The sequence below is a fragment of the Saccharopolyspora galaxeae genome, assembly GCF_016526145.1.
Classification (GTDB): Bacteria; Actinomycetota; Actinomycetes; order Mycobacteriales; family Pseudonocardiaceae; genus Saccharopolyspora_C; species Saccharopolyspora_C galaxeae.
Genome location: NZ_JADDUE010000005.1, coordinates 284,407 through 306,034 on the forward strand (window position 1 = coordinate 284,407; position 21,628 = coordinate 306,034).

Annotated in this window: 17 protein-coding genes; 9 read left to right on the forward strand and 8 right to left on the reverse strand. The window is 70.1% G+C overall.

The genetic code is table 11. The annotated features are described in order from the left end of the window. Nucleotides 1–4: 4 nt before the first annotated feature. Genes manD through INP57_RS14115 form a run of 3 tightly spaced genes read right to left on the reverse strand, consistent with a single transcriptional unit; the run spans nt 5 to nt 3,575 of the window. On the reverse strand, nt 5–1,219 hold the full coding sequence (gene manD, locus INP57_RS14105; protein WP_200070644.1) for a D-mannonate dehydratase ManD: 1,215 nt from the start codon (nt 1,217–1,219) through the stop codon (nt 5–7). Beyond that, nucleotides 1,216–2,250 carry an alcohol dehydrogenase catalytic domain-containing protein gene (locus tag INP57_RS14110; protein WP_200070645.1) on the reverse strand — a complete coding sequence of 345 codons (1,035 nt, stop codon included), beginning with the start codon at nt 2,248–2,250 and terminating at the stop codon, nt 1,216–1,218. The genes manD and INP57_RS14110 overlap by 4 nt, the downstream gene beginning before the upstream one ends. Beyond that, entirely contained in the window at nt 2,247–3,575 is a 1,329-nt protein-coding gene (locus tag INP57_RS14115; protein ID WP_200070646.1) for an MFS transporter, read from the reverse strand. The genes INP57_RS14110 and INP57_RS14115 overlap by 4 nt, the downstream gene beginning before the upstream one ends. Before the next feature lie 112 nt (nt 3,576–3,687). Here INP57_RS14115 and INP57_RS14120 point away from each other — a divergent pair, with 112 nt between their 5' ends. After that, the gene (locus INP57_RS14120; protein WP_200070647.1) at nt 3,688–4,428 is read left to right on the forward strand and encodes an IclR family transcriptional regulator; all 741 of its coding nucleotides are present in this window, start codon (nt 3,688–3,690) and stop codon (nt 4,426–4,428) included. 220 nt (nt 4,429–4,648) lie between these two features. Beyond that, complete coding sequence (locus INP57_RS14125) at nt 4,649–4,876, forward strand: DUF8847 domain-containing protein (protein ID WP_200070648.1); 228 nt, start codon at nt 4,649–4,651, stop codon at nt 4,874–4,876. A gap of 39 nt (nt 4,877–4,915) precedes the next feature. Here INP57_RS14125 and INP57_RS14130 read toward each other — a convergent pair whose 3' ends face one another. Beyond that, nucleotides 4,916–6,391 (reverse strand): APC family permease, encoded by a 1,476-nt coding sequence (locus tag INP57_RS14130; protein WP_200070649.1) that lies wholly within the window; start codon nt 6,389–6,391, stop codon nt 4,916–4,918. Between the two features lie 293 nt (nt 6,392–6,684). Between INP57_RS14130 and INP57_RS14135 the strand changes: the two genes are divergently transcribed. Then, nucleotides 6,685–8,604: an ABC transporter ATP-binding protein gene (locus INP57_RS14135; RefSeq protein ID WP_200070650.1), complete on the forward strand. Its 1,920-nt coding sequence runs from the start codon at nt 6,685–6,687 to the stop codon at nt 8,602–8,604. A 215-nt stretch (nt 8,605–8,819) separates the two neighbouring features. Here the strand turns inward: INP57_RS14135 and INP57_RS14140 are convergent, their stop codons facing one another. After that, nucleotides 8,820–9,311 (reverse strand): MarR family winged helix-turn-helix transcriptional regulator, encoded by a 492-nt coding sequence (locus INP57_RS14140; RefSeq protein ID WP_200070651.1) that lies wholly within the window; start codon nt 9,309–9,311, stop codon nt 8,820–8,822. A 114-nt stretch (nt 9,312–9,425) separates the two neighbouring features. On the opposite strand from INP57_RS14140, the gene INP57_RS14145 reads away from it, so the two are divergent. Beyond that, nucleotides 9,426–10,205: a dioxygenase family protein gene (locus tag INP57_RS14145; RefSeq protein WP_200070652.1), complete on the forward strand. Its 780-nt coding sequence runs from the start codon at nt 9,426–9,428 to the stop codon at nt 10,203–10,205. A 104-nt stretch (nt 10,206–10,309) separates the two neighbouring features. Here the strand turns inward: INP57_RS14145 and INP57_RS14150 are convergent, their stop codons facing one another. Both INP57_RS14150 and INP57_RS14155 read right to left on the reverse strand, forming a co-directional pair. After that, complete coding sequence (locus INP57_RS14150; protein ID WP_200070653.1) at nt 10,310–11,284, reverse strand: PHP domain-containing protein; 975 nt, start codon at nt 11,282–11,284, stop codon at nt 10,310–10,312. Between the two features lie 44 nt (nt 11,285–11,328). Next, on the reverse strand, nt 11,329–13,191 hold the full coding sequence (locus INP57_RS14155) for a cellulase family glycosylhydrolase (protein ID WP_200070654.1): 1,863 nt from the start codon (nt 13,189–13,191) through the stop codon (nt 11,329–11,331). A gap of 188 nt (nt 13,192–13,379) precedes the next feature. Between INP57_RS14155 and INP57_RS14160 the strand changes: the two genes are divergently transcribed. Next, entirely contained in the window at nt 13,380–14,207 is an 828-nt protein-coding gene (locus INP57_RS14160) for a TIGR03620 family F420-dependent LLM class oxidoreductase (protein ID WP_200070655.1), read from the forward strand. Here INP57_RS14160 and INP57_RS14165 read toward each other — a convergent pair. Continuing rightward, nucleotides 14,188–14,994, reverse strand: coding sequence for a hypothetical protein (locus INP57_RS14165; RefSeq protein ID WP_200070656.1), 807 nt, complete (start codon nt 14,992–14,994; stop codon nt 14,188–14,190). The two genes, INP57_RS14160 and INP57_RS14165, sit on opposite strands and share 20 nt — an antisense overlap. Nucleotides 14,995–15,309: 315 nt before the next feature. On the opposite strand from INP57_RS14165, the gene INP57_RS14170 reads away from it, so the two are divergent. From INP57_RS14170 to INP57_RS14185, 4 genes are all read left to right on the forward strand, one after another. Further along, a complete protein-coding gene (locus tag INP57_RS14170) occupies nt 15,310–16,023 on the forward strand; it encodes a GntR family transcriptional regulator (RefSeq protein WP_200070657.1) in 714 nt (237 codons plus the stop codon). Between the two features lie 386 nt (nt 16,024–16,409). Continuing rightward, entirely contained in the window at nt 16,410–18,110 is a 1,701-nt protein-coding gene (locus INP57_RS14175) for a thiamine pyrophosphate-binding protein (RefSeq protein ID WP_200070658.1), read from the forward strand. A gap of 145 nt (nt 18,111–18,255) precedes the next feature. After that, the gene (frc, locus tag INP57_RS14180) at nt 18,256–19,482 is read left to right on the forward strand and encodes a formyl-CoA transferase (protein WP_200070659.1); all 1,227 of its coding nucleotides are present in this window, start codon (nt 18,256–18,258) and stop codon (nt 19,480–19,482) included. Further along, nucleotides 19,482–21,614, forward strand: a complete 2,133-nt coding sequence (locus INP57_RS14185; RefSeq protein ID WP_200070660.1) for an acetate--CoA ligase family protein — start codon at nt 19,482–19,484, stop codon at nt 21,612–21,614. The genes frc and INP57_RS14185 overlap by 1 nt, the downstream gene beginning before the upstream one ends. Nucleotides 21,615–21,628: the final 14 nt, after the last annotated feature.

The following is a 21,628-nucleotide window of genomic DNA, read 5'->3' on the forward strand; positions in this document are numbered from 1 at the left end:
CAGGTCACCAGTCGTGCATCGAGCCGTCGCGCAACCGGTTCACCGGCAGGTACTTCGGCTCGTACGGGTATTTCGCGGCGGCCTCCTCGTCGATCTCCACGCCGAGACCGGGCGCCGTACCAGGGTGCATGAGCCCGTCCTCGAAGGAGTAGTTCGTCTTGAACACCTCACCGGCCGGGTCGAGATGACCCATGTACTCCTGAATTCCGAAGTTCGGCACCGTCAGGTCGAGGTGCAGCGCGGCGGCGAACGACACCGGCGAGAGGTCTCCGGCACCGTGCGAACCGGTGCGCACCCCGTACAGCGCCGCCAGGTCGAAAATCCTGCGCAGGTGCGTGATCCCACCGGCGTGCGAGACCGATGCGCGGATGTAGTCGATCAGCCGCTCGGTGATCAGGTGCTGGCAGTCCCAGATGGAGTTGAACACCTCGCCGACCGCGATCGGCGTGGTGGTGTGCTGCCGGATCGTGCGGAACGCCTCCTGGTCCTCGGCCGGAGTCGGGTCCTCGATCCAGAACATCCGGTACGGCTCCAACGACTTGCCCAGTTGCGCCGCCTCCAGCGGCGAGAGCCGGTGGTGCACGTCGTGCAGCAGGTGGAAGTCGTATCCGAAGCGTTCCCGCACCGCCCGCATCATCTCCGGCGCGAAGTCCAAATAGGCCGGTGTGTGCCAGACGTTGTCGGACGGCATCGCGGCGTCGGCCGGTTCGTACGTTTCACCGGTTCCCGGGTGGTGCAGCCCGTAGGTGCTGTCCAGTCCGGGGATCGCCGCTTGCACCCGGATCGCCTTGTAGCCGCGCTCGTGGAACGTCGCCACGTCGTCGAGGAGTTCGTCGATGCTCCGTCCGCTGGCGTGGCCGTAGATCGTGACGCCGTCGCGGGCGGCTCCGCCGAGCAGCTGGTGCACCGGTTTTCCGGTCTCCTTGCCCAGGATGTCCCACAGCGCGCAGTCCACGGCCGCGATCGAGGTCATCGTCACCGGCCCGCGACGCCAGTACGCACCCCGGTAAAGGTACTGCCAGATGTCGTTGATGTGCCCGGCATCCCGTCCGATCAACAGTGGACAGACGTGCTCGCGCAGGTACGCGGCCACGGCCAGCTCGCGGCCGTTGAGGGTGGCGTCGCCGAGCCCGGTGACCCCGTCCGCGGTAGTGATCTTCAGCGTGACGTAGTTGCGCCCCGGGCAGGTCACGATGACATCGGCGGCGGTGATCCTCATGCGTCCTCCTCGGACAGTACGGCGATCTTCAGGTGGTCGCGGTCGGTGAGCGCGGTGTGCAACGCCAACCCGGTCTGCTCCAGCGGGAACCGGCCCGTGACCATCCGGGCGAGGTCGACCCGGCCGGCGCGGACCATGCCGACAGCGGCCCGGAACGCGCCCGGCCCGTAGCGGAAGCAGCCGCGCACGTCGATCTCCCAGCGCTGCGCGGCGGCGAGCAATTCCGGCGACGGCGCGCGACCCGCGGGCACGCCGACCAGCGCCAGCACACCACCCGGCACGAGCGCGGCCGGCGCCAACGCCTCCGGCGCGCCGGAGCACTCGAGTTGGTGATCGAAGCCGGTCGGCAGCTGATCGGCGCTGGTGTCGAGCACCTCATCCGCCCCGGCACCGGCGGCCGACGCCAGCCGCCGCGGGTCCACGTCGGTGAGCACGATCCGCGCCGCACCCGCCGCACGAGCCGCGGCCACCGCCAGCTGCCCGATCGGCCCGGCGCCGGTGACCAGCACCGACGATCCACTGACGATGCCGGCACGGCGCGCGGCCCAGCACGCCACGGCCAGCGGCTCGACCAGCGCGGCTTCGGCGGGATCGACGTTCTGCGGCACCGCGTGGGCCAGCTCCGCATCCACGACCACGCTGGAACGGATCGTGCCGTGCGTGGGCGGCGAGCCGAAGCAGCGCCCGGCCGGGCAGAGGTTGTACCGGCCGGAGGCGCAGGTTTCGCAGCGACGGCATGGCCGCGCCGGCTCGGCTGCCACGAGACGGCCGAGCAGGTCCGGGTCCACGCCGTCGCCGATCTCGGTGATCGACCCGGCCGACTCGTGCCCGAGCACCGTCGGCGTGCGCAGCACGTTCGGCCCGTTCCGGCCGTCGGCGTAGTAGTGCAGGTCGCTGCCGCACAAGCCGGTCGCGGCCACCGCGATCCGCACCGCGCCGGGGCGCAACGGCTCCGGCTCGACCTCTTGCACGCGCACGTCCTCCGGCGCGTGCAGCACCGCGGCCCGTTCCAACGTTCCTCCTCGACTCATGCCGCCACTGGTTCCCGCACCGGCAGCGGCTCGACCCGCTTGATCAGCACCCCGTAGGAGAACGCGCCGAGCAGCCCGAGCGCGCCGGAAAGCACCAGCGGCGCCACGAACGACCCGCCGCTGACGGTCTGCAGCACACCGGTGACGATCGGCCCGATGAACCCGGCGAGGTTCGACGCGCAGTTCTGGATACCCGCCAGCGAGGAGACCTGCCCGGGCTGCGGGGCGACGTCGGCGGGCAGCGAAGCCACCGAGGCGGCGCTGAACGACAGGCTGGCGTAGGAGATCGACAGCAGCACCACCGCGCTCGCCGCGTTCGGCACGACCACCGCGAGCGCGATCACCGAGCTCAGCAGCATTCCCGGAATCAGGCAGATCTTGCGCGCCCGCGTCAGGCTCCACCCGCGCCGCACCAGCGAGTCGGACACCCAGCCGCCGAGCAGGCTGCCGCCGATCGCCACGATGCCGGGCAGCGCGCCGACCGTGCCCAGCTCCAGCAGGTCGAACCCGCGCGCCTGCACCAGGTAGCTGGGGAACCAGGTGATGAAGAAGTAGATGATGTAGTTCAGGCAGAAGAAGCCGAGCATCATCGCCCACACCGTGCGGTAGCGGAACAGGTCCCGCCAGCGCACCTTCGGGCTTTCGTCCGATGTGGACTCCCCCCGCGCGCCGCCTTCGTCGATGTAGGCGAGTTCCTGCTCGGTGACCTTCGGATGCTCCTCCGGCTCGCGGTAGGCGAACCACCACCACGCCACCCACAGCAGCGCGAGCACGCCGACGACCAGGAAGGCCGCGCGCCAGCCCTCCCAGGCGATGATCGCGGTCACCACCGGCAGCGCGATCGCGGTGCCCGCGCGGGCGCCGTTGTCCCAGATGCTGTTCGCGAAAGCCCGCTCGTGGCGCGGGAACCAGCGCGAGACGACCTTCGCCGAGCCCGGGTAGCCGGTGGATTCGCCGACGCCGAGCAGGAACCGGAACGCCAGCAACGCGATCAGCCCGGTCACCAACCCGGTGAGCATCGTGGCCAGGCCCCACACCAGCGCGCCCAGCGCGAAGGACTTCTTCACCCCGATCCGGTCGATCAGCACGCCCGCGGGCAGCTGGAACACCGCGTAGGCGAGGAAGAACGTGCCCAGGATCAGGCCCTGCACGCTCGGGTCGAAGCCGAGGTCGTGGTTCATCGAAGGCAGCGCCACGGAAAGCGCGGAGCGGTCGATGTAGTTCACCGACAACCCGACGAAGCACAGCAGCGCCATGCCCCAGCGCAGGTTGTTCGCCCGGCCTCGCGGACGCGCCGGGCGTTCCGGCGGGGTCTGCGTGGTCATCGCTCCTCCTTGAGCCACCACGTTCCGAAATACGGAATACCGTTTTGTTAGAGCGAACGGTAGCGTAGATCGGGACCGGGCCGGAAGCAATGAAGCGGGGGGAGCGGGGACGATGAGCGCCTCGGAAGGCAGCGCGCTGCGCACGCTGCGCGTCCTGGAAGCGGTCGCCGACCCGGGCGGCCCGCACCGGCTCGGCGAGATCGCCAAGGCCACCGGCATCGCCAAACCCAGCACGCACCGGCTGCTGAGCGGGCTGACCGCGGCCGGCTACGCGGTCAGCGACGGCGACGGCGGCTACTCGCTCGGGCCGCGCGCCTACGCGATGTCGGCGACGATCTCCGCGGCCGCGGGCTCCGGCGGCGAGACGCTGCTGGAGCGGTTCCAGGCCGAAGTGGGCCAGACCGTGCACGTCGCGCTGCTCAGCGGCGACCACGCGATCTACGTGCGCAAGGTGGACAGCGCCGGGCCGTACCGGATGGCTTCGCGGATCGGTGGCGTGCTGCCGCTGCACTGCACCGCGATCGGCAAGGCGATCCTGGCGAACCTGCCCGCCGAGGAGCGTTCCGCCGCGCTGGCCGCCGGACTGCCCGCGCAGACCGACCGCACCATCACCGGCACCGCGGAACTGGAAGGCGAACTCGAGCGGATCCGCGCCGCGGGCTGCGCGATCGACGACGAGGAGAACGAGGAGACCATCCGGTGCCTGGCCGCGCCGCTGCTGGACGGCACCGGACGTCCGGTGGGCGGGGTGAGCATCTCGACGATCACGTTCCAGCTCAGCCGCGACGAGCTGCTGGCGCACTCCGCCCGGCTGATCGAAACCGCCGGGCTGCTGGCTCCGCACTACACGTGAGGCCGAACGCCGCTCGGCGGTGATCCGCCGGGAGTACGCTCGGTGATCGAGTCTGCGAGCAGCGTGCTCCCAGCGGGCGGCTCCTTCCACCGTCCTTCCTGGACACCACGCCAGCAGCGACGGAACCGGTTCGTGGCGCACCACTCGATCCGGTGAGCGACGGAACCGGACGGCGGCCCGCGGAGTCCGACCCCGCGAACCGGCGAAGGGAGACCCACCAGTGGATCAGATTCGCGTCCGGCTGCGCGGCGGACCGGAGGACGGCCGCGAGATCACCGTCCCCGCCGACACGTCCGGGCATCCCGTTCCGCGCATCACCGTGCCCGTCCGCGGCCCGGAGCCGCCGCGCGCGGCGGCCGCTCCGCCGCTGTTGATCTACGAACGCGCCGAGCCGGGCCGGGCCGACACCTGGGAGTTCGACTACGTGGGCGCGCAGTCGCAGACCTAGCGTCCTCCCGGACTGGCTTCACCGGGCGGTGGGCCGCTTTCAGACCCGCTGCTTCCGATCGTCGACCGCCCCCGGGTGCGCACCCATCCCGATCCGGGCGTAAGTCCGGGGACGGCTGCGGCGCAACCGAAGGCCCCACGCGCCACCGCCGAGCGCGACCACCAGGTACAGCAGCGGCAGCGACCAGGCCGCCGGATCGCCGGGCGCGACTCCCAGCACGGTGCCGAACGAGCTCAGCGTCAGCACCAGGATCAGCCCGAGCAGCACCACCGCCGCCGCGGGCGCGAACAAGGTGCGCCACCTGCTGTGCCCGCCCGGACCGTTGCGCAGGAAGTAGCCGACCACGGCCAGCGAGGTCGCGGTCACCAGCAGCAGCACGCCGAGCGCTCCGACCGAGGCGCCCCAGAAGAACAGGTAGACGATCGGATCCCACCCGCCGATCGCGAAGACCACCACGAGCAGCAGCGCGATCGCGCTCTGCGTCGCCGATCCGGCGGTCGGCGCCGAGGTGCGCGGGCTGGTGCGCGCCCACCATCGCGGCCCGACGCCTTCCCGCCCGAGCGCGAAGAAGTAGCGGGCGCAGACGTGGTGGAACGAGAGCATCGCCGCGAACAGGCTCGTGACGTACAGCGCGGAGCCGATCGTGACCACCGCGGCGGGCAGCCGTTCGGCGGCGAGCACGAACAGCAGCTCGGTGGAGTGCTCCTCGGCCCGCGCGACGATCCGCTCCGGCCCGGTCGCCACGGTCATCGCCCAGGTGGAGAACCCGTAGAGCGCACCGATCAGCACCAGCGACGAGTAGGTCGCGATCACCACGGTGCGCCTGCCCCGCGCTTCCTCGGTCAGCACGGTGGAATTCTCGAACCCGATGAACCCGGTGAAGGCGATCACCAGGATCACCCCGGCGGTGCCGGTCAGCAGTTGCGCCGGGTTCAGCGTGTCCGCAACGACGCCCGCGGCGGCGGGCCGGGCCACGAACGCTGCGTCGTAGACCAGGATCACCAGCACCTCGGCGGCCAGCAGCACGCCGAGCACCCGCCCGTTGATGTCGATGCGCAGCACGCCCAGCACCGCCACGCCCGCCAGCCCGATCCCGGCGTAGAGCCACCAGGGGTGGGCGCCGCCGCCGAGCCCGCGGACCAGGTCGGCGGCGCCCACTCCGAAACCGCCGAGGAGGCTGACCTGGAGCACGTTGTAGGCCAGCAACGCCACCCCGCCCGCAGCGGTGCCGGAAACCCGGCCGAGACCTTTGGCGATGTAGGCGTAGAAGGCGCCCGCGTTCTCGACCTGGCGGGCCATCGTCACGTAACCGATCGCGAACAGGCCCAGCACCAGCGCGATCGCCAGGTAGCCGACGGGGATGCCGTTGACCCCGGAGACGGCGAAACCGCTGACCGCTCCCCCGGCGACGACCGTTTCCGGCGCCGCGGCGGCCACGGTGAAGAACACGATCGCGGGCACGCCCAGCCGGGATCCGGCCAGCGAACCGGTCTCCGCGCTCCCGTTCGACGACATCTCCACCCCGGATCGTCGCGGCCGAAGACGCCACCTGCGCGAGCGCCTCATGCACCGCCGGACAAGGTAACGGCTCGCCAGCCGCGGGAAGATCCTCCAGAAGCGCGATCTTGGCGGCCGAGCGCGCTCGACTTCCGAAGGGAACACCGGCCGCTTCGTTCGTGTTTGACTTCGAGTTAACCCGAAGTCGCAGCATCGGCTTCGGCGCGCGACACCACCGCGCGGCTGCTCCGCGACCCGGCCGACCCGAACCGGGCGGGCGCGGACGAACTCGACACGAGAGGACCACCACGATGACCTCTGGCGTCAGCTGGGAGACGATGCGCTCCTTCGCCGGTGACCAGTCGGTGACCCGGCAACGCCTGGCCCCCGGCCTCGCGCGGCGGATCACCCGTTACGCCCGCCCCTACGCCCGCGACATCGTCCCGTTCCTGCTGCTGGTCGCCGCGTCCGCGGTGATCGGGATCGTGACGCCGCTGCTGTTCAAGGCGATCATCGACAACGGCATCGTGCCGCGGAACCTGCACGTGGTGGCATGGCTCGCCGGGCTGGTCGCGCTGGTCGCGGTGCTGGAGGCGGTGCTGTCGCTGGCGCAGCGCTGGTACTCGGCGAAGCTGGGCGAAGGGCTCATCTACGACCTGCGGTCCGAGGTGTTCGACCACGTGCAGCGGATGCCGGTGGCGTTCTTCGTGCGCGCGCAGACCGGTTCGCTGGTCAGCAGGCTCAACAGCGACGTGATCGGGGCGCAGCGGGCGCTGACCAGCACGCTGTCCTCGGTGGTGTCGAACGTGCTGAGCCTGGTGCTGGTGCTGGCCACGATGTTCACGCTGTCCTGGCAGATCACGCTGATCGCGCTGGCGCTGCTGCCGCTGTTCCTGCTGCCGGTGCGCTGGGTCGGCCGCAAGCTGCAGACCGTCACCCGCGAGCAGATGAAGACCGACGCGCAGCTGAGCTCGCTGATGACCGAACGTTTCGGGGTCGGCGGCGCGATGCTGGCGAAGCTCTACGGCCGCACCGAGGACGAGGCGGGCATGTTCTCCTCGCGCGCGGCGCGGGTGCGCGACCTGGGCGTCGTATCGGCGATGTACAGCAGGGTGTTCTTCGTGGCGCTGACGCTGCTGGCGGCGCTGGCCACGGCCGTGGTCTACGGGCTCGGCGGTTCGCTGGTGATCTCCGGGGCGTTCCAGCTGGGCACGCTGGTGGCGCTGGCGACCCTGCTGAGCCGCCTGTACGGGCCGTTGACCGCGCTGTCGAACGTGCACGTGGACGTGATGACGGCGCTGGTGAGCTTCGACCGGGTCTTCGAGGTGCTCGACCTCAAGCCGATGATCGAGGAGAAGCCGGACGCCGTGCGCCTGCAGGTCCGCTCCGGCAGCGCCGACGTCGAGTTCGAGCACGTGTCGTTCCGCTACCCGGCCTCCAGCGAGATCTCGCTGGCCTCGCTGGAGTCGGTCGCCCGCAGCGAGCAGGCACCGGCGCACGAGGTGCTGCGCGACATCAGCTTCCGGGCCGAACCCGGGCAGACCGTTGCGCTGGTCGGGCATTCCGGCGCGGGCAAGACCACGCTCACCAACCTCGCGGGACGGCTCTACGACGTCGACTCCGGAACCGTGCGGGTGGCCGGGCACGACGTGCGGGACGTGACGCTGAAGTCGCTGTACGCGACGGTCGGCGTGGTCACGCAAGACCCGCACCTGTTCCACGATTCGATCCGCGCCAACCTCGCCTACGCCCGGCCCGGTGCTTCCGACGACGAGCTGTTCGAGGCGCTGCGCACCGCCCAGCTGCACGAGCTGATCGACGAACTGCCGGAGGGCTTGGACACCGTCGTCGGCGACCGCGGCTACCGGCTCTCCGGCGGGGAGAAGCAGCGGCTGGCCATCGCCCGGCTGCTGCTGAAGGCTCCGCCGGTGGTGGTGCTGGACGAGGCGACCGCGCACCTGGACTCGGAGTCGGAGGCCGCGGTGCAGCAAGCGCTGTCCACCGCGCTGTCGGGCCGGACGGCGCTGGTCATCGCGCACCGGCTGGCGACCATCCGGGAAGCGGACAAGATCCTGGTGATCTCCGGCGGCCACATCGCCGAACAGGGCACGCACGCCGACCTGCTCGCCCGCGGCGGGCTCTACTCGGAGCTGTACCGCACCCAGTTCGCCCAGCAGGAAACCGCACCGCCGGCCGGCAACGGCCACCTCCCGAGCCTTGTTTCCGAGTGAACGGCCTGTTGAACCAATCGAGTCGGACGAACGGTCCGTTCACTGGTGAAACAGGGAACGGTCACGCCTGACGCGCATAGCGCTCCCCGGCGATGCGGCCCACAAGCCGATCCAGCGCCGGGGAGCGAAGCGCAGGACGGTCCTCCCGTTCCGAGCGAACGGACTGTTCGACCGATCCAGCCGGACCAACGGTCCGCCCACCCGTGGTGAACCGGCTACGTGCCGAGCCGTCCGTCCGGGTCGATGCGGCGGAGCATCGCACCGCAGATCTCGCCGAGTTGCTGGACCTGGGTGCCGGTGAGGGCGTCGAACACCAGCGACCGCACCCGTTCCACGTGGCCGGGAGCGGATTCGACGACCTTGCGGTAGCCGGCTTCGGTGAGTTCGGCGAGGTTGCTGCGACCGTCGCAAGTGGACTTGGCGCGCCGCACCCACCCGTTGTTCTCCAGCCGCGCCACCACGTGCGAGACGCGGGATGGCGAAGCGGCGGCCTGCGCGGCGAGATCGCTCATCCGCAGCGTGCGGTCCGGGCGTTCGGACAGCATCGCCAGCACCCAGTAGCCGAAGTGCGTCAGATCCGAGTCCCGTTGCAACTGGGTGTCCAGCGCGGCGGGCAGCAGCGTCATGAGCATCGCGAGCTTGCGCCAGGCGTGCTGCTCGTCGTCGCTCAACCACGGGGGGTCGCTCGACCGCTGCAGCTCGTCCATCCGGCGAGTCTAACCGCCGTCCTGCGCCCCCTCGCCGATCGCCGGGGCGCCTTGAACCCGGTCCTGCCACGGCCTACGCTGTTAATTGAAGCTTCAATCAAGTGGAGGCCGGCGATGTCGCAGTCGATGCCCGCGATCTACCTCAGCCACGGAGCGCCACCGCTGGTCGACGACGCGCTGTGGACCGGCCAGCTCGCGGACTGGGCGGGGAACCTGCCGCGGCCGAAGGCGATTCTGGTGGTCTCGGCGCACTGGGAATCCGCGCCTTGCACGCTCGGGGCGACCGCGGACGGCGTGCCGCTGACCTACGACTTCTGGGGTTTCGCGCCGCGCTACTACGAAACCGTCTACCCGAGTCCTGGTGCTCCCGAGCTGGCCGCGAAGGTCGCCGCGCTGATGCCGGACGACGAACCGGTGGCCCACCAGCCGGACCGCGGGCTCGACCACGGTGCCTACGTGCCGTTGACCGTGATGTACCCGGACGCGGACGTGCCGGTGCTGCAGGTGTCGATGCCGACGTTGGATCCGGAGCGGTTGCTGCAGCTCGGGCGGCGGCTGCGGCCGTTGCGGGACGAAGGCGTGCTGATCATCGGCTCCGGTTTCACCACGCACGGCCTGCCGTTCCTCAGCGACATGCGCCCGAACGCCGCGGCTCCCGGCTGGTCCCGCGAGTTCGACGCGTGGGCAGGAGAAACGCTGGGGCGCGGGGACGTGGACGAACTCGCCGCCTACGCCGATCGCGCGCCCGGGATGCCCTACGCGCACCCGACGGCCGAGCACTTCGCGCCGATGTTCGTCACCCTCGGCGCGGCACGCGATCCGGGAACTGCGCCGGACCAGCTCATCGACGGCTATTGGATGGGGCTGGCGAAGCGGTCGTTCCAGGTGGGGTGAGCGGCTGCGACTCTCGGGCGGCCGGTCGCACGCGGTCCCTACCGCGGCGTGCCGGGATGGCAGCGGGGTCCTGCCGCGTCCTCGGGCCGCAGTGCCGACACCGCTCAGCGGCTGAGCAGCATCTCTGCGCCGCGTGTGTTGATCACCCGCTGCGGCGGGATGCCGCATTCCTCGGCCCGCGCGCAGCCGTGGGACTGCCAGGCGAGCTGGCCGGGGGCGTGCGCGTCGGAATCGATGGCGAACTCGCAGCCCAGCTCGAACGCGCGCCGCAGCAGCGCCCGCGGCGGATCCAGCCGCTCGGGACGCGAGTTGATCTCGACCGCGACGCCGTGCTCCCGGCAGGCCGCGAACACCTCGTCGGCGTCGAACTCGGACGGCGGGCGGCTCGACCGCAACCGCCCGGTGCAGTGCCCGAGCACGTCGACCCGCGGGTTCGCCACCGCCGCCAGCATCCGCCGGGTCATCGCCGCCGAATCCATCCGCAGCTTGGAATGCACGCTGGCCACCACGAACTCGAGCCCGGCCAGCACCTCGGGGTCCTGGTCCAGCGAGCCGTCGTCGAGGATGTCCACCTCGATGCCGGTCAGCACCCGGAACGGGCGCATCGCCGAGTTGAGCTCGGCGACCAGTTCGAGCTGGTGGTGCAGCCGCTCGGTGCTGAGCCCCCGCGCCACGGTCAGCCGCGGTGAGTGATCGGTCAGCACCATCCACTCGTGCCCGAGTTCCCGCGCCGTGGCGGCCATTTCCTCGATCGGGCTGCCGCCGTCGGACCAGTCGGAGTGGGTGTGGCAGTCACCGCGCAACGCCGCGCGCAACGGCCCGGCCCGCTCCGCGCCTTCTTCCCGAAGCCGGGCCAGGTAGTCCGGTGTCGCGCCGCGCTCGGCCTGCTCGATCACGCGCGCGGTGGTCTTGCCGATGCCCGCCAGGTCGGTCAGCCGCCCGGCCGCGGCGCGGTCGGCGAGGTCGTCGTGCGAGTCCGCGACCTGCGCCGCCCGCCGGAACGCCCGCACCCGGTAGGTCGGTTCGCCCGCGCGTTCCAACCAGAACGCGATCTCCCGCAAAGCCCGCGCAGAGTCCATGCAGCGTTGGTAACCCCGCGCGCGTCGGCGCGCACGTCCGGGCGTCACCGCAGCGAGCCCGACCACCGGTCCAATTCGGCCTGGGCAGCGGAGAGCTGTTGCGGCGAAGGGGACTCCGGACCGTTGGCGACGAGCGCGTAGTGCATCGTGCCGGGTTCGCCCGCAACCTCGAGCACGAGCCTTGAGTCCTTTGTGGAGGAAATCGCTTTTCCTGGCTCGTAATTCGGGATCCCGTGCACGCTGCCGATGTCGGAGACGACCGTGGTGTTGGTATCGCCGAAGGTTTCCGGCAAGTGCAGCTCGGTGGGCGCGTCCGATGCGCCTCCGCGCCACGCGAGGACTCCGTACTGTCCTTCGCCGACGAGTTCCCGCACGGCGGGCATGTCGGCGGGAATCTCGTTCCACGTCAACGTCTTGTCGCCGTCGCGGGATCGGTCCTCGTAGGTGAACGCCGCGGTCTCGCCGTCGACCGCGCGGGGATACAACCGGTCCAGCACGCGCGGGTCCGCGCGCAGCCGGAGCTTTCCGGTCTCGTCGCGGCTCACCACGGAATGGTCCTCGCCGTTCCAGGCGTCACCTTCGGTCTCGACCTTGTCCGGGTTGCCGTTCATCGGCTCGTGGTGCCGATCGTGGTAGATGTCCCACTGCCACTGGGTTCCGGACAGCACCGAGCCGGAGTGCGCCGCGCCGCGCCACCAGTCCGCGCCGGACAACCGGGAATCCATGGCCTGGTACAGGCCCTTCAGCACGGTCGGATACTTGTCCGCCGTGGACCCGCCGAGCGGATGCCCGAACTCGGAGACGAAGCCGGTCGTGCCGAGTTCGGCCGCACGATCGCGGATCTGGGCGAAATCGGCGACGTTCTCACCGTCCTTCGCCTTGCCGTAGAGCCCGGACTGCGCGAGCGCGTGGTAGAAGTGCGCGTTGAACACGAAGCGGTCGCCGAGGTGTGCCAGCTCGGGGAAGCCGCCCGGTTCCCGCACGAACGGCACGTTGTTGTTCCAGAACACCGTGGGTTCGACGTAAGCGGGCTTGTCCCGCCAGCCCGCCCTGTCCATGATGGACCGGAACCGTTCGAAGAACGGCCAGAGCTCGCCACGTTCCCAGCTCGCACCGTCCTGGCCCTCGTCGTAGTCGCCCGCCGACGGTTCGTTGAACGGGTCGAAGCCGATCATCCGCTGGAACTGCGCCGGAGTGAGGTGCTCGGCGAAGTAGCCGAGCGCGGCTTCGGCCTGCGCCAGGAAGGCGTCCTGGATGCCGACCTCACCGGCCGCGGTCGGAATCCGCCGGTTGTTCCAGAAGTCGGCCTTCGCCTGCTTGACCGCCTCGTTGTTCATCATGTTCTGTCCCCAGTGGAAGCAGACCCCGCAGTTCTCCGGCGGGTAGTCACCGCCTTCGACCACCCAGCGCGGCGCGCCGTCGCCGGTGTACCAGCTGTCCGGGCGGAACAGGTGCCGCGAGTATAGGTCCTGGTGGTAGTCCGGCAGCACCCAGAATCCGGCGTCGGCGAACGCGGCCATCTGCTCGGTCACGCGCCGCAGGTACTCCCGGTCGATCCGGTCCGGCGCGGGCTGCACCCGCTCCCAGGAAAGCAGGAACCGCACGGTGTTCGCACCGGTGGATTCCCGCATCGCGGCGGCGGATTCGCGGGCTTCGGCGGTCGTGGCGAACGGCAGGTTGCCGTTCTCGCCCAGCTTCACCTCGCCGGAGACGTTGAAGCCGCGCAACACCACCTCCCGGCCGTGACCGTCCCGATAGGACACTCCGGCGCCGGAACCGGCGAGGTCGAGCGAGCGGCTCGCCGCATCGTCGAACCAGGGCTCGCTCGCCGCCGCCGCGGGCTCGGCGGGCACCAGGGACAGCGGGACGAGCAGCAGGGCGAGCCCGGCGCCGAAGAAGCGGATCATGGACGACAAGCTACGAACCCGAGCACGACCCGGACAACAGCAAACGTGAACGGCGTTTACGTTTCACTCGTTCGGCGCAGTGCCGCAACCGTTCATCATCGCGCCGCACCGATTGACCTCGACCTCGGTCGAAGTAGCAACCTCCGGTAGCGGAAAGGCACGCCACGGGGACGGGATCGGGAGCCGGGATGACGCTGCGAGGCCGGATCGGAGTCACGTTGAGCTTCGGGGATTGGCGGGAATCGCTGGCAGCGGCGCCCGAATTGGAACAACTGGGCTATGCCGCGATCTGGATATCCGGTGGCCGGCTCGACGACTTGAGCCGCGTCGCCGCGACCTTGCGGGCCACACGGCACGTGCCCGTCGGGACGGGGATCATTCCGGTCGACGTGTTCTCCTCGGATTCCGTGGCCACGGCCTACACCGAGATCGAGGCGGATCACCCGGGCCGATTCCTCGTCGGTCTCGGCGGGGCGCACGGGCCGAACCCTCGGCAGACGTTGAGCGATTACCTGAACCGCATCGAACCGGCCGTGCCCGCCGACAGATGTCTCCTGGCAGCACTCGGACCCCGGATGCTCACGCTCGCCGGTGAGCGCACCGCCGGCGCTTTCCCGCTGCTGGCCACACCGGAATACACCGCCCGGGCACGTGCACGCTTGGGGCCGCAACCGACCCTGGTGGTGCAGCATCCAGTGGTCGTCGATACCGATGCTGCCCGCGCGCGTGCGGCGGGACGTTGGCTGCTCGACCAATTGGCCGGAGTCACCGGTTATCGGGCGCATTTCCACCGGATGGGGTTCACCGAGGAGGACGGAACGGGATCGGATCGGATCGTGGACGCGTTGGTGAGCTGGGGCGACCCCGACAGCATCGCCGTACGGGTGGGACAACACCTCGACGCCGGGGCCGATCAGGTCGCGGTGACCGTGCTTGCGACCGAGGCGGACGGACGCGCGCCGCTCAGGCAATGGCGCCGGCTCGCCGAGGTCCTGATCAGCCCCGAGCTCCGCTGACGTCCGGGCTCAGCACCGCGGTCACCGCGCTGAGCGCGATCACCGCGGCCAGGACGCCGAAAGATCCGATTGCCAGCGCGAACGTTTCTCCGGACGTGGCACCGACAAGCGCGCTGAGTCCGGTCTTGACGCCCGCGAAGGCCAGCAGCACCGATAACGCGACCTGCGGTCGAGTCGCCCGCGCGACCGCACGATCGACCAAGCCGAACACCCGAGGTGCGCCGAGCAGCGCCAGCAGGCTCGCAGCGAACGCGGCGGGCTGTTGCGCACCTGGAACCGTGGCTGCGCTGCAGGCGAACAGGACTCCGGTAGCCGCGGCACCGAACAGCAATCCGTTGCGCACCGGTGCGGGGACGGCTGGGAACGGTGGACGCTCGCGGCGGTGCGCCCACCAGCCGCCCGCCCCGACGAGCGCGGCACCCAAGATCACCGCGGCCGCTCGCCCGGCCGCGCCCGGCCCGGTGAACGACAGCACCGAGCGCGCGAGCAATGCGGCGCCGACGGCGACCGTTGCGGCATGGGGTACGACCACCGCCCTGGACAGCGCAGCCAGTGCGATCACCAGGTCCAGGCACACCGACCAGCCGACCACCCAGCCAAGGGCGAACTCCGCGCTCTGTCCCGCTCCCCCGCTCATCGCGAAGACCAGCGCGAGGGCGACCGCGCACAACACGTGCCCGGAGAACCACCGCGCGCCGCGCAGTCCCGGTCCGATCAGGACATCGCCGGCGAATGCGAGCAGTGCGAGTGCGGACAGCGCGACCCGCAGTGGAATGGCCGGATCCATCGTCGCCTCCGGGAGCTTCGCGCCGATTCGGCCGCGCGGGCGGCGCGGTCGTGCCGGAACTCAGCATCCGGTTGTAATCCCGCGGGAGAGCCGAGTCCAGCCACCCGGCGGTGATCCAGCCGATCGGCCTAGGACGGCTCCCGCCGACGACACCCGGACCGTCCACAGTAGAGCAGTCGCACCCGGGGCGACCGGCGTCGCGTGCACCGGCGCGCGAACCGAAACCGCGCCGGACGGTCTTCCGGATACTGTATGCTGCCGATGATCTGTCCCTGACCTGCCGGAACGCCGGGCGTTCCGGAGCGCGGAGCCGTCATGTCCGAGCCCTCCACATCCGCCGCGAACTCCGGGCGCCAGGTGGCGCGACCGGTGCCGCTGCGCGAGACCGTGTACGAGGCGATCCTGGAGATGATCGTCACCGGCGAGCTCGAACCGGGCAGGCACCTGGTGGAGAAGGAACTCGCCGAACTGCTCGGGGTGTCCCGCCAGCCGGTCCGGGAAGCGCTGCAATCGCTGCAGAAGGAGGAGTGGGTCGACCTGCGGCCGGGCTACGGCGCGTTCGTGCACTCCCCCACCGACGAGGAGGCCGACCAGCTGCTGAGCGTGCGCACCCTGCTGGAAGCCGAGTCCGCGAAGCTGGCAGCCGCCAACCGCACCGCGGACGGTGTGGCCGCGCTGCGGGAGATCCACGACGAGGGCGTGCGCGCACTGGACTCCGACGACATCGACACCGTCGTCGCCACCAACGCCCGGCTGCACGCCCGGATCACGCAGCTTTCCGAGAACCGCGTGCTGCAAGAACTCGCCGGCCAGGTCGCTCGCCGAGTGCGCTGGTACCACACTCCGGTCGCGCGCTCGCGGGGTGAGCAGTCCTGGCAGGAGCACGCCGCGCTGATCGACGCGATCGAGCGGGGCGACGGCAAACGCGCGGAGCGGTTGATGCGCGAGCACACCGAGCACACCCGCCTGACCTACCTCGGCCACGGCGAGCAGGACGGAACTCCCAAGCGGCGGCGCAAGAAGTCCTGATCGGCGCGCGGCTCCACCGGGCGCGCGAACTCCTGCGCGCGGCAAGCGGAACGCGCGCTGACTGCATTGTGGAGCCGTTTGTCCGAATTGACTGTTTTTGGGTTTCGTTGCTGCACAACGGGTTCTGCCGGAACCAGGGTCTCGCCGTCGCGCGACCGATCCAGCCTTTCCGTTCACTGAGCGGAAATCCGCGCGGCGCCAATGTGGATCTTGCGCTCGCCGGGGGCCGGGACACCGCCATCGAGGGGTAATGCCCGGGCCGGCTCTGGACAGCACGCGGACTCAGGAGTACTGCTACCTCATACGGTATGCAGTATGGAGCTGCGCTTACGAGTCCGCGTGCCGACCGGCTCCGCACCGCAGGGCGCGCGGGGAGGAGAACAGCGATGGCCGACTCCGCTTCCAACTCTCCGTTACCCGACGAGCACCGCACGATCTCCGGCGGCCACCTGGTCGCCAAAGCACTGCGCGCCGAAGGCGTGGACACCGTTTTCACCCTGTGCGGCGGGCACATCATCGACATCTACGACGGCTGCGCCGACGAAGGCATCGACGTCCTGGACGTGCGCCACGAGCAGGTGGCCGCACACGCAGCTGACGGCTACGCCCGGATCACCGGACGCCCCGGCTGCGCCGTGGTCACCGCAGGCCCCGGCACCACCGACGCGGTGACCGGCGTGGCGAACGCGTTCCGCGCGGAGAGCCCGATGCTGCTGATCGGCGGCCAAGGCGCGCTTTCGCAGCACAAGATGGGCTCGCTGCAGGACCTCCCGCACGTGGACATGATGTCGCCGATCACCAAGTTCGCCGCGACCGTGCCGCGCACCGAACGGGCCGCCGACATGGTCTCGATGGCGTTCCGCGAGTCGCACCACGGCGCCCCCGGACCGTCGTTCCTGGAGATCCCCCGCGACGTGCTCGACGCCAGCGTGCCGGTCGAGTCCGCCCGGGTGCCGGCCCGCTACCGCGCCTCCACCCGCTCGGCAGGAGACCCGGAATCGATCGAGCGGCTGGCGGATCTGCTGGCACACGCGGAAAAACCGTGCATCCTGCTGGGCAACCAGGTCTGGACCTGCCGGGCCACCGACTCGGCGGTGGAACTGGTGCGGTCGCTGGACGTGCCCGCGTTCATGAACGGCGCCGGCCGCGGCACCCTCGCCCCGGACGACCCGCTGCACTTCCAGCTCGCCCGCAGGCACGCCTTCGCCAACGCGGACCTGATCGTCATCGTCGGCACCCCGTTCGACTTCCGGATGGGTTACGGACGGCGGTTGTCGCAGCAGGCGACCGTCGTGCAGATCGACCTGGATTACCGGACGGTGGGCCGCAACCGGGACGTCGACCTGGGCATCGTCGGCGATGCGGATGCGGTGCTGTCCGCCGTCGCGCAAGCCGCCACCGGCCGCATCGACAACGGCAGCAGCGCGCGCAAGGAATGGTTGCGCGAGCTGCGCGAAGTCGAGCAGGCCGCCTACGACAAGCGGTTGCCGCGCCAGCTGTCCACCGCATCCCCCATCGATCCGTACCGGCTGGTGCACGAGATCAACGAATTCCTCACCGCGGACTCGATCTACATCGGCGACGGTGGCGACATCGTCACCTTCTCCGGGCAGGTGGTCCAGCCCAAGTCGCCGGGGCACTGGATGGACCCGGGCCCGCTCGGCACGCTCGGCGTCGGGGTGCCGTTCGCGATGGCCGCCAAGCACGCCCGCCCGGACAAGGAAGTGGTGTGCTTGTTCGGGGACGGCGCGTTCAGCCTCACCGGATGGGATTTCGAGACGATGGTGCGGTTCGGGCTGCCGTTCGTCGGCATCGTGGGAAACAACTCGTCCATGAACCAGATCCGCTACGGGCAGGCGCAGAAGTACGGCGCCGAACGGGATCGGATCGGCAACACGCTCGGCGACGTGCCCTTCAGCGAGTTCGCGAGAATGCTCGGCGGACACGGCGAAGAGGTCCGCGAGCCGGACCAGATCGGCCCCGCGCTGCGGCGCGCCCGCGACTCCGGCAAGCCGTCGCTGATCAACGTGTGGATCGACCCGGACGTCTACGCGCCGGGAACGATGAACCAGACGATGTACAAGTAGCGGCTGCCTGCGCAGGGGGCGCGCCGATCGCGCAGCGCGCCGAGCCGCCGAGGTTCCGCGAGCGGAACCGCTGCGCAGCAGCCGCCGAACGCGCTATTCAGTCCGTTGTGGATTCCATCGTCCCTGCGCGGAAGGGAATTCGAGCATGAGCACCGCACTGGAAGGTGTCCGGGTGCTGGACATGACCCACGTCCAATCCGGACCTTCGGCGACCCAGATCCTGGCCTGGCTGGGCGCCGAAGTCGTCAAGCTGGAATCGCCGACCGGCGACATCACCCGAACGCAGCTGCGCGACGTCCCGGACGCCGACAGCCTCTACTTCACGATGCTGAACTGCAACAAGCGCAGCATCACGCTGAACATGAAAAGCACCCGGGGCAAAGAGATCTTCTCCGATCTGGTGCGCGGTTGCGACGTGCTGGTGGAGAACTTCGGCCCCGGCACGGTGGACCGGATGGGGTTCGACTGGGACCGGCTGCGCGGCCTGAACCCGCAACTGATCTACGCCTCGATCAAGGGCTTCGGAGACGGCCCCTACACCCACTTCAAAGCCTACGAGGTCGTGGCGCAGGCGATGGGCGGATCGATGTCCACCACCGGGTTCGAGGACGGGCCGCCGACCGCGACCGGTGCGCAGATCGGTGACTCCGGTACCGGTATCCACACCGTCGCGGGCATTCTCGCCGCGCTGCTGCAACGCCAGCGCACCGGGCAGGGCCAGCGGGTTTCGGTGGCGATGCAGCACGCCGTGCTCAACCTGTGCCGGGTGAAGCTGCGCGATCAGCAGCGGCTCGCGCACGGCCCGCTGCGCGAGTACCCGAACGAGCAGTTCGGCACCGAGGTACCTCGCTCCGGCAACGCTTCCGGCGGCGGGCAGCCCGGCTCCGCGCTGCGGTGCGACCCCGGCGGCCCGAACGACTACGTCTACGTCATCGTCCAGCCCGCGGGCTGGGCGCCGATAGCGGAGCTGATCGGACGTCCGGAGCTGGCCGCGGATCCGGACTGGTCCACACCGGAAGCCCGGCTGTCCAAGTTGGACAAGATGTTCGGCCTGATCGAGCAGTGGACCAGGCAGCACGGCAAGTGGGAAGTGCTGGCGCGGCTGACCGAGCGGGGCATCCCGTGCGGTCCGATCCTGTCCACCCGCGAGCTCGTCGAGGACGCTTCGCTGGCCGACAACGGCATGATCGTCACCGTCGAACACCCGGAGCGCGGCCCGTTCCGCACCGTCGGCTGCCCGATCAAGCTGTCCGACTCGCCCGCCGACGTCACCAGATCGCCGCTGCTGGGCGAGCACAACGAGCAGGTCTACCGGGAATTGGGCGTTGGCGCGGAAGAACTCGCCGAGTTGAAGACGGACGGAGTGATCTGATGGGCCACGACGAGCAGACCGTGCGGCGAGTCCTGGACGCCGCGCTCGGAGAAGGGCGCATCGCACTGACCGCGCCGGAGGGCAGAGCGCTGTGCGGTGCCTACGGCATCCCGACCGCCGCCGAAGCCGTGGCCGACTCCGCCGAAGAGGCGGTGGCGCTGGCGGCGGAACTCGGCGGCCCGGTAGCGCTGAAGATCGTCTCGCCGGACATCCTGCACAAGACGGACGCAGGTTGCGTGCTCACCGATGTGCGGGGTGCTGCGCAGGTTCGCGAGGGTTATGCGCGGATTCTGGCCAATGCGCGGGAACACGATGCCGACGCGGAAATCGACGGCGTTCAGGTGCAGCAGATGCTCACCGGCGGGCACGAAGTGATCGTGGGCGCGACCACCGATCCCACGTTCGGCAAGGTCGTCGCCTTCGGACTCGGCGGCGTGCTCGTCGAGGCGCTCAGAGACGTGACGTTCCGGATGGCCCCGCTGGAGAAGTTCGAAGCGCGCGGAATGCTCGACGACATCGCCGCGGCCGATGTGCTGCGCGGAGCTCGGGGCGCGGAAGTGGCCGACGCCGATGCGCTCGCCGGCGTCGTGCAAGCGCTGTCCGAACTGGTCACCGATTTTCCGGAGATCAGCGAGTTCGACCTCAACCCGGTGTTCGCCTCGGCAGGCGGCGCGGTGGCGGCCGACGTCCGGGTGCTGCTCGATCCGGACGGCACCGCGCAGCCGCACCGCCATTCCCGGCAGGACATCCTGCACGCGATGAATCGGCTGATGCGGCCGCGCAGCGTCGCCGTCATCGGTGCGTCCAATGAGGACGGCAAAATCGGCAACTCGGTGATGCGCAACCTCACGGCCGGTGGCTACGGCGGCGAGATCCTGCCGGTGAACCCGAAGGCCGACGAAGTGCTCGGGCGCAAGGCATACCGCAGCGTGCAGGACGTTCCCGGCGAGGTGGACGTCGCGGTGTTCACCGTTCCCGCGAAGTTCGTCCCCGCCGCGCTGGAGGAATGCGGCGCCAAGGGCGTGGCCGCGGCCGTGCTGATCCCGTCCGGGTTCGCCGAGACCGGCAACGCCGAATTGCAGGACGAGGTCGTCGAGATCGCGCGCAAGCACGGGATCCGGCTGCTCGGCCCGAACATCTACGGCTACTACTACACCCCGCACGACCTGTGCGCGACGTTCTGCACGCCTTACGACGTGCGCGGCGGCGTCGCGCTGACGTCGCAGAGCGGTGGGATCGGGATGGCCATCCTCGGGTTCAGCCGCACCACCAGGACCGGGGTGTCGGCCATCGTCGGGCTCGGCAACAAGTCCGATGTGGACGAGGACGACCTGCTCACGTTCTTCGAGCAGGACGACAACACCAAGTGCGTGGCCATGCACCTGGAAGACCTCAAGGACGGCCGCGCGTTCGTGGAGGCTGCGCGCCGCATCACGGCGAAGAAGCCGGTGGTGGTGCTCAAAGCGGGCCGGACCGCGCTCGGCGCACGAGCGGCCGGCTCGCACACCGGCGCGCTCGCGGGCGATGACAAGGTCTACGACGACATCCTCCGGCAGTCGGGAGTCGTCCGTGCTCCCGGCCTCAACGACATGCTCGAATACGCCCGCGGTCTGCCGGTGCTTCCGACGCCGAAAGGCGAGAACGTCGTGATCATCACCGGCGCGGGCGGTTCGGGAGTGCTGCTCTCGGACGCGTGCGTGGCCAACGGGCTGCGCCTGATGGACATACCGTCCGATTTGGACGAGCAATTCCGGCACTACATCCCGCCTTTCGGCGCGGCGGGCAACCCGATCGACATCACCGGCGGCGAGCCGCCGAGCACCTACGAGGACACGATCCGGCTCGGGTTGCGGGATCCGCGGGTGCACGCGCTGATCCTCGGCTACTGGCACACCATCGTCACGCCGCCGATGGTCTTCGCCGAACTCACCGCCCGCGTGGTGGCCGAGGCCCGCGAACAGGGCATCGACAAACCGGTGGTCGCCTCGCTGGCCGGTGACACCGAAGTGGAACAGGCCGCCGAGCACCTCTTCGACCACGGGATCGCCGCTTTCCCTTACACGACGGAGAAACCGGTGGCGGTGCTGGGAGCCAAGTACCGGTGGGCGCGCTCCGCCGGGCTGCTCGGCTGAGGCCCGGTAGGAAC

Excerpts from the sequence above, each read along its gene's own strand:
- INP57_RS14150 (WP_200070653.1), bottom strand. The coding sequence starts at position 11,284 with ATGGACTCTGCGCGGGCTTTGCGGGAGATCGCGTTCTGGTTGGAACGC.
- INP57_RS14175 (WP_200070658.1), top strand. The coding sequence starts at position 16,410 with ATGGCCGACTCCGCTTCCAACTCTCCGTTACCCGACGAGCACCGCACG.
- INP57_RS14165 (WP_200070656.1), bottom strand. The coding sequence starts at position 14,994 with ATGGATCCGGCCATTCCACTGCGGGTCGCGCTGTCCGCACTCGCACTG.
- frc (WP_200070659.1), top strand. The coding sequence starts at position 18,256 with ATGAGCACCGCACTGGAAGGTGTCCGGGTGCTGGACATGACCCACGTC.
- INP57_RS14160 (WP_200070655.1), top strand. The coding sequence starts at position 13,380 with ATGACGCTGCGAGGCCGGATCGGAGTCACGTTGAGCTTCGGGGATTGG.
- INP57_RS14120 (WP_200070647.1), top strand. The coding sequence starts at position 3,688 with ATGAGCGCCTCGGAAGGCAGCGCGCTGCGCACGCTGCGCGTCCTGGAA.
- INP57_RS14140 (WP_200070651.1), bottom strand. The coding sequence starts at position 9,311 with ATGGACGAGCTGCAGCGGTCGAGCGACCCCCCGTGGTTGAGCGACGAC.
- INP57_RS14170 (WP_200070657.1), top strand. The coding sequence starts at position 15,310 with ATGTCCGAGCCCTCCACATCCGCCGCGAACTCCGGGCGCCAGGTGGCG.
- INP57_RS14115 (WP_200070646.1), bottom strand. The coding sequence starts at position 3,575 with ATGACCACGCAGACCCCGCCGGAACGCCCGGCGCGTCCGCGAGGCCGG.
- INP57_RS14145 (WP_200070652.1), top strand. The coding sequence starts at position 9,426 with ATGTCGCAGTCGATGCCCGCGATCTACCTCAGCCACGGAGCGCCACCG.
- INP57_RS14185 (WP_200070660.1), top strand. The coding sequence starts at position 19,482 with ATGGGCCACGACGAGCAGACCGTGCGGCGAGTCCTGGACGCCGCGCTC.
- INP57_RS14135 (WP_200070650.1), top strand. The coding sequence starts at position 6,685 with ATGACCTCTGGCGTCAGCTGGGAGACGATGCGCTCCTTCGCCGGTGAC.
- INP57_RS14110 (WP_200070645.1), bottom strand. The coding sequence starts at position 2,250 with ATGAGTCGAGGAGGAACGTTGGAACGGGCCGCGGTGCTGCACGCGCCG.
- manD (WP_200070644.1), bottom strand. The coding sequence starts at position 1,219 with ATGAGGATCACCGCCGCCGATGTCATCGTGACCTGCCCGGGGCGCAAC.
- INP57_RS14155 (WP_200070654.1), bottom strand. The coding sequence starts at position 13,191 with ATGATCCGCTTCTTCGGCGCCGGGCTCGCCCTGCTGCTCGTCCCGCTG.
- INP57_RS14130 (WP_200070649.1), bottom strand. The coding sequence starts at position 6,391 with ATGTCGTCGAACGGGAGCGCGGAGACCGGTTCGCTGGCCGGATCCCGG.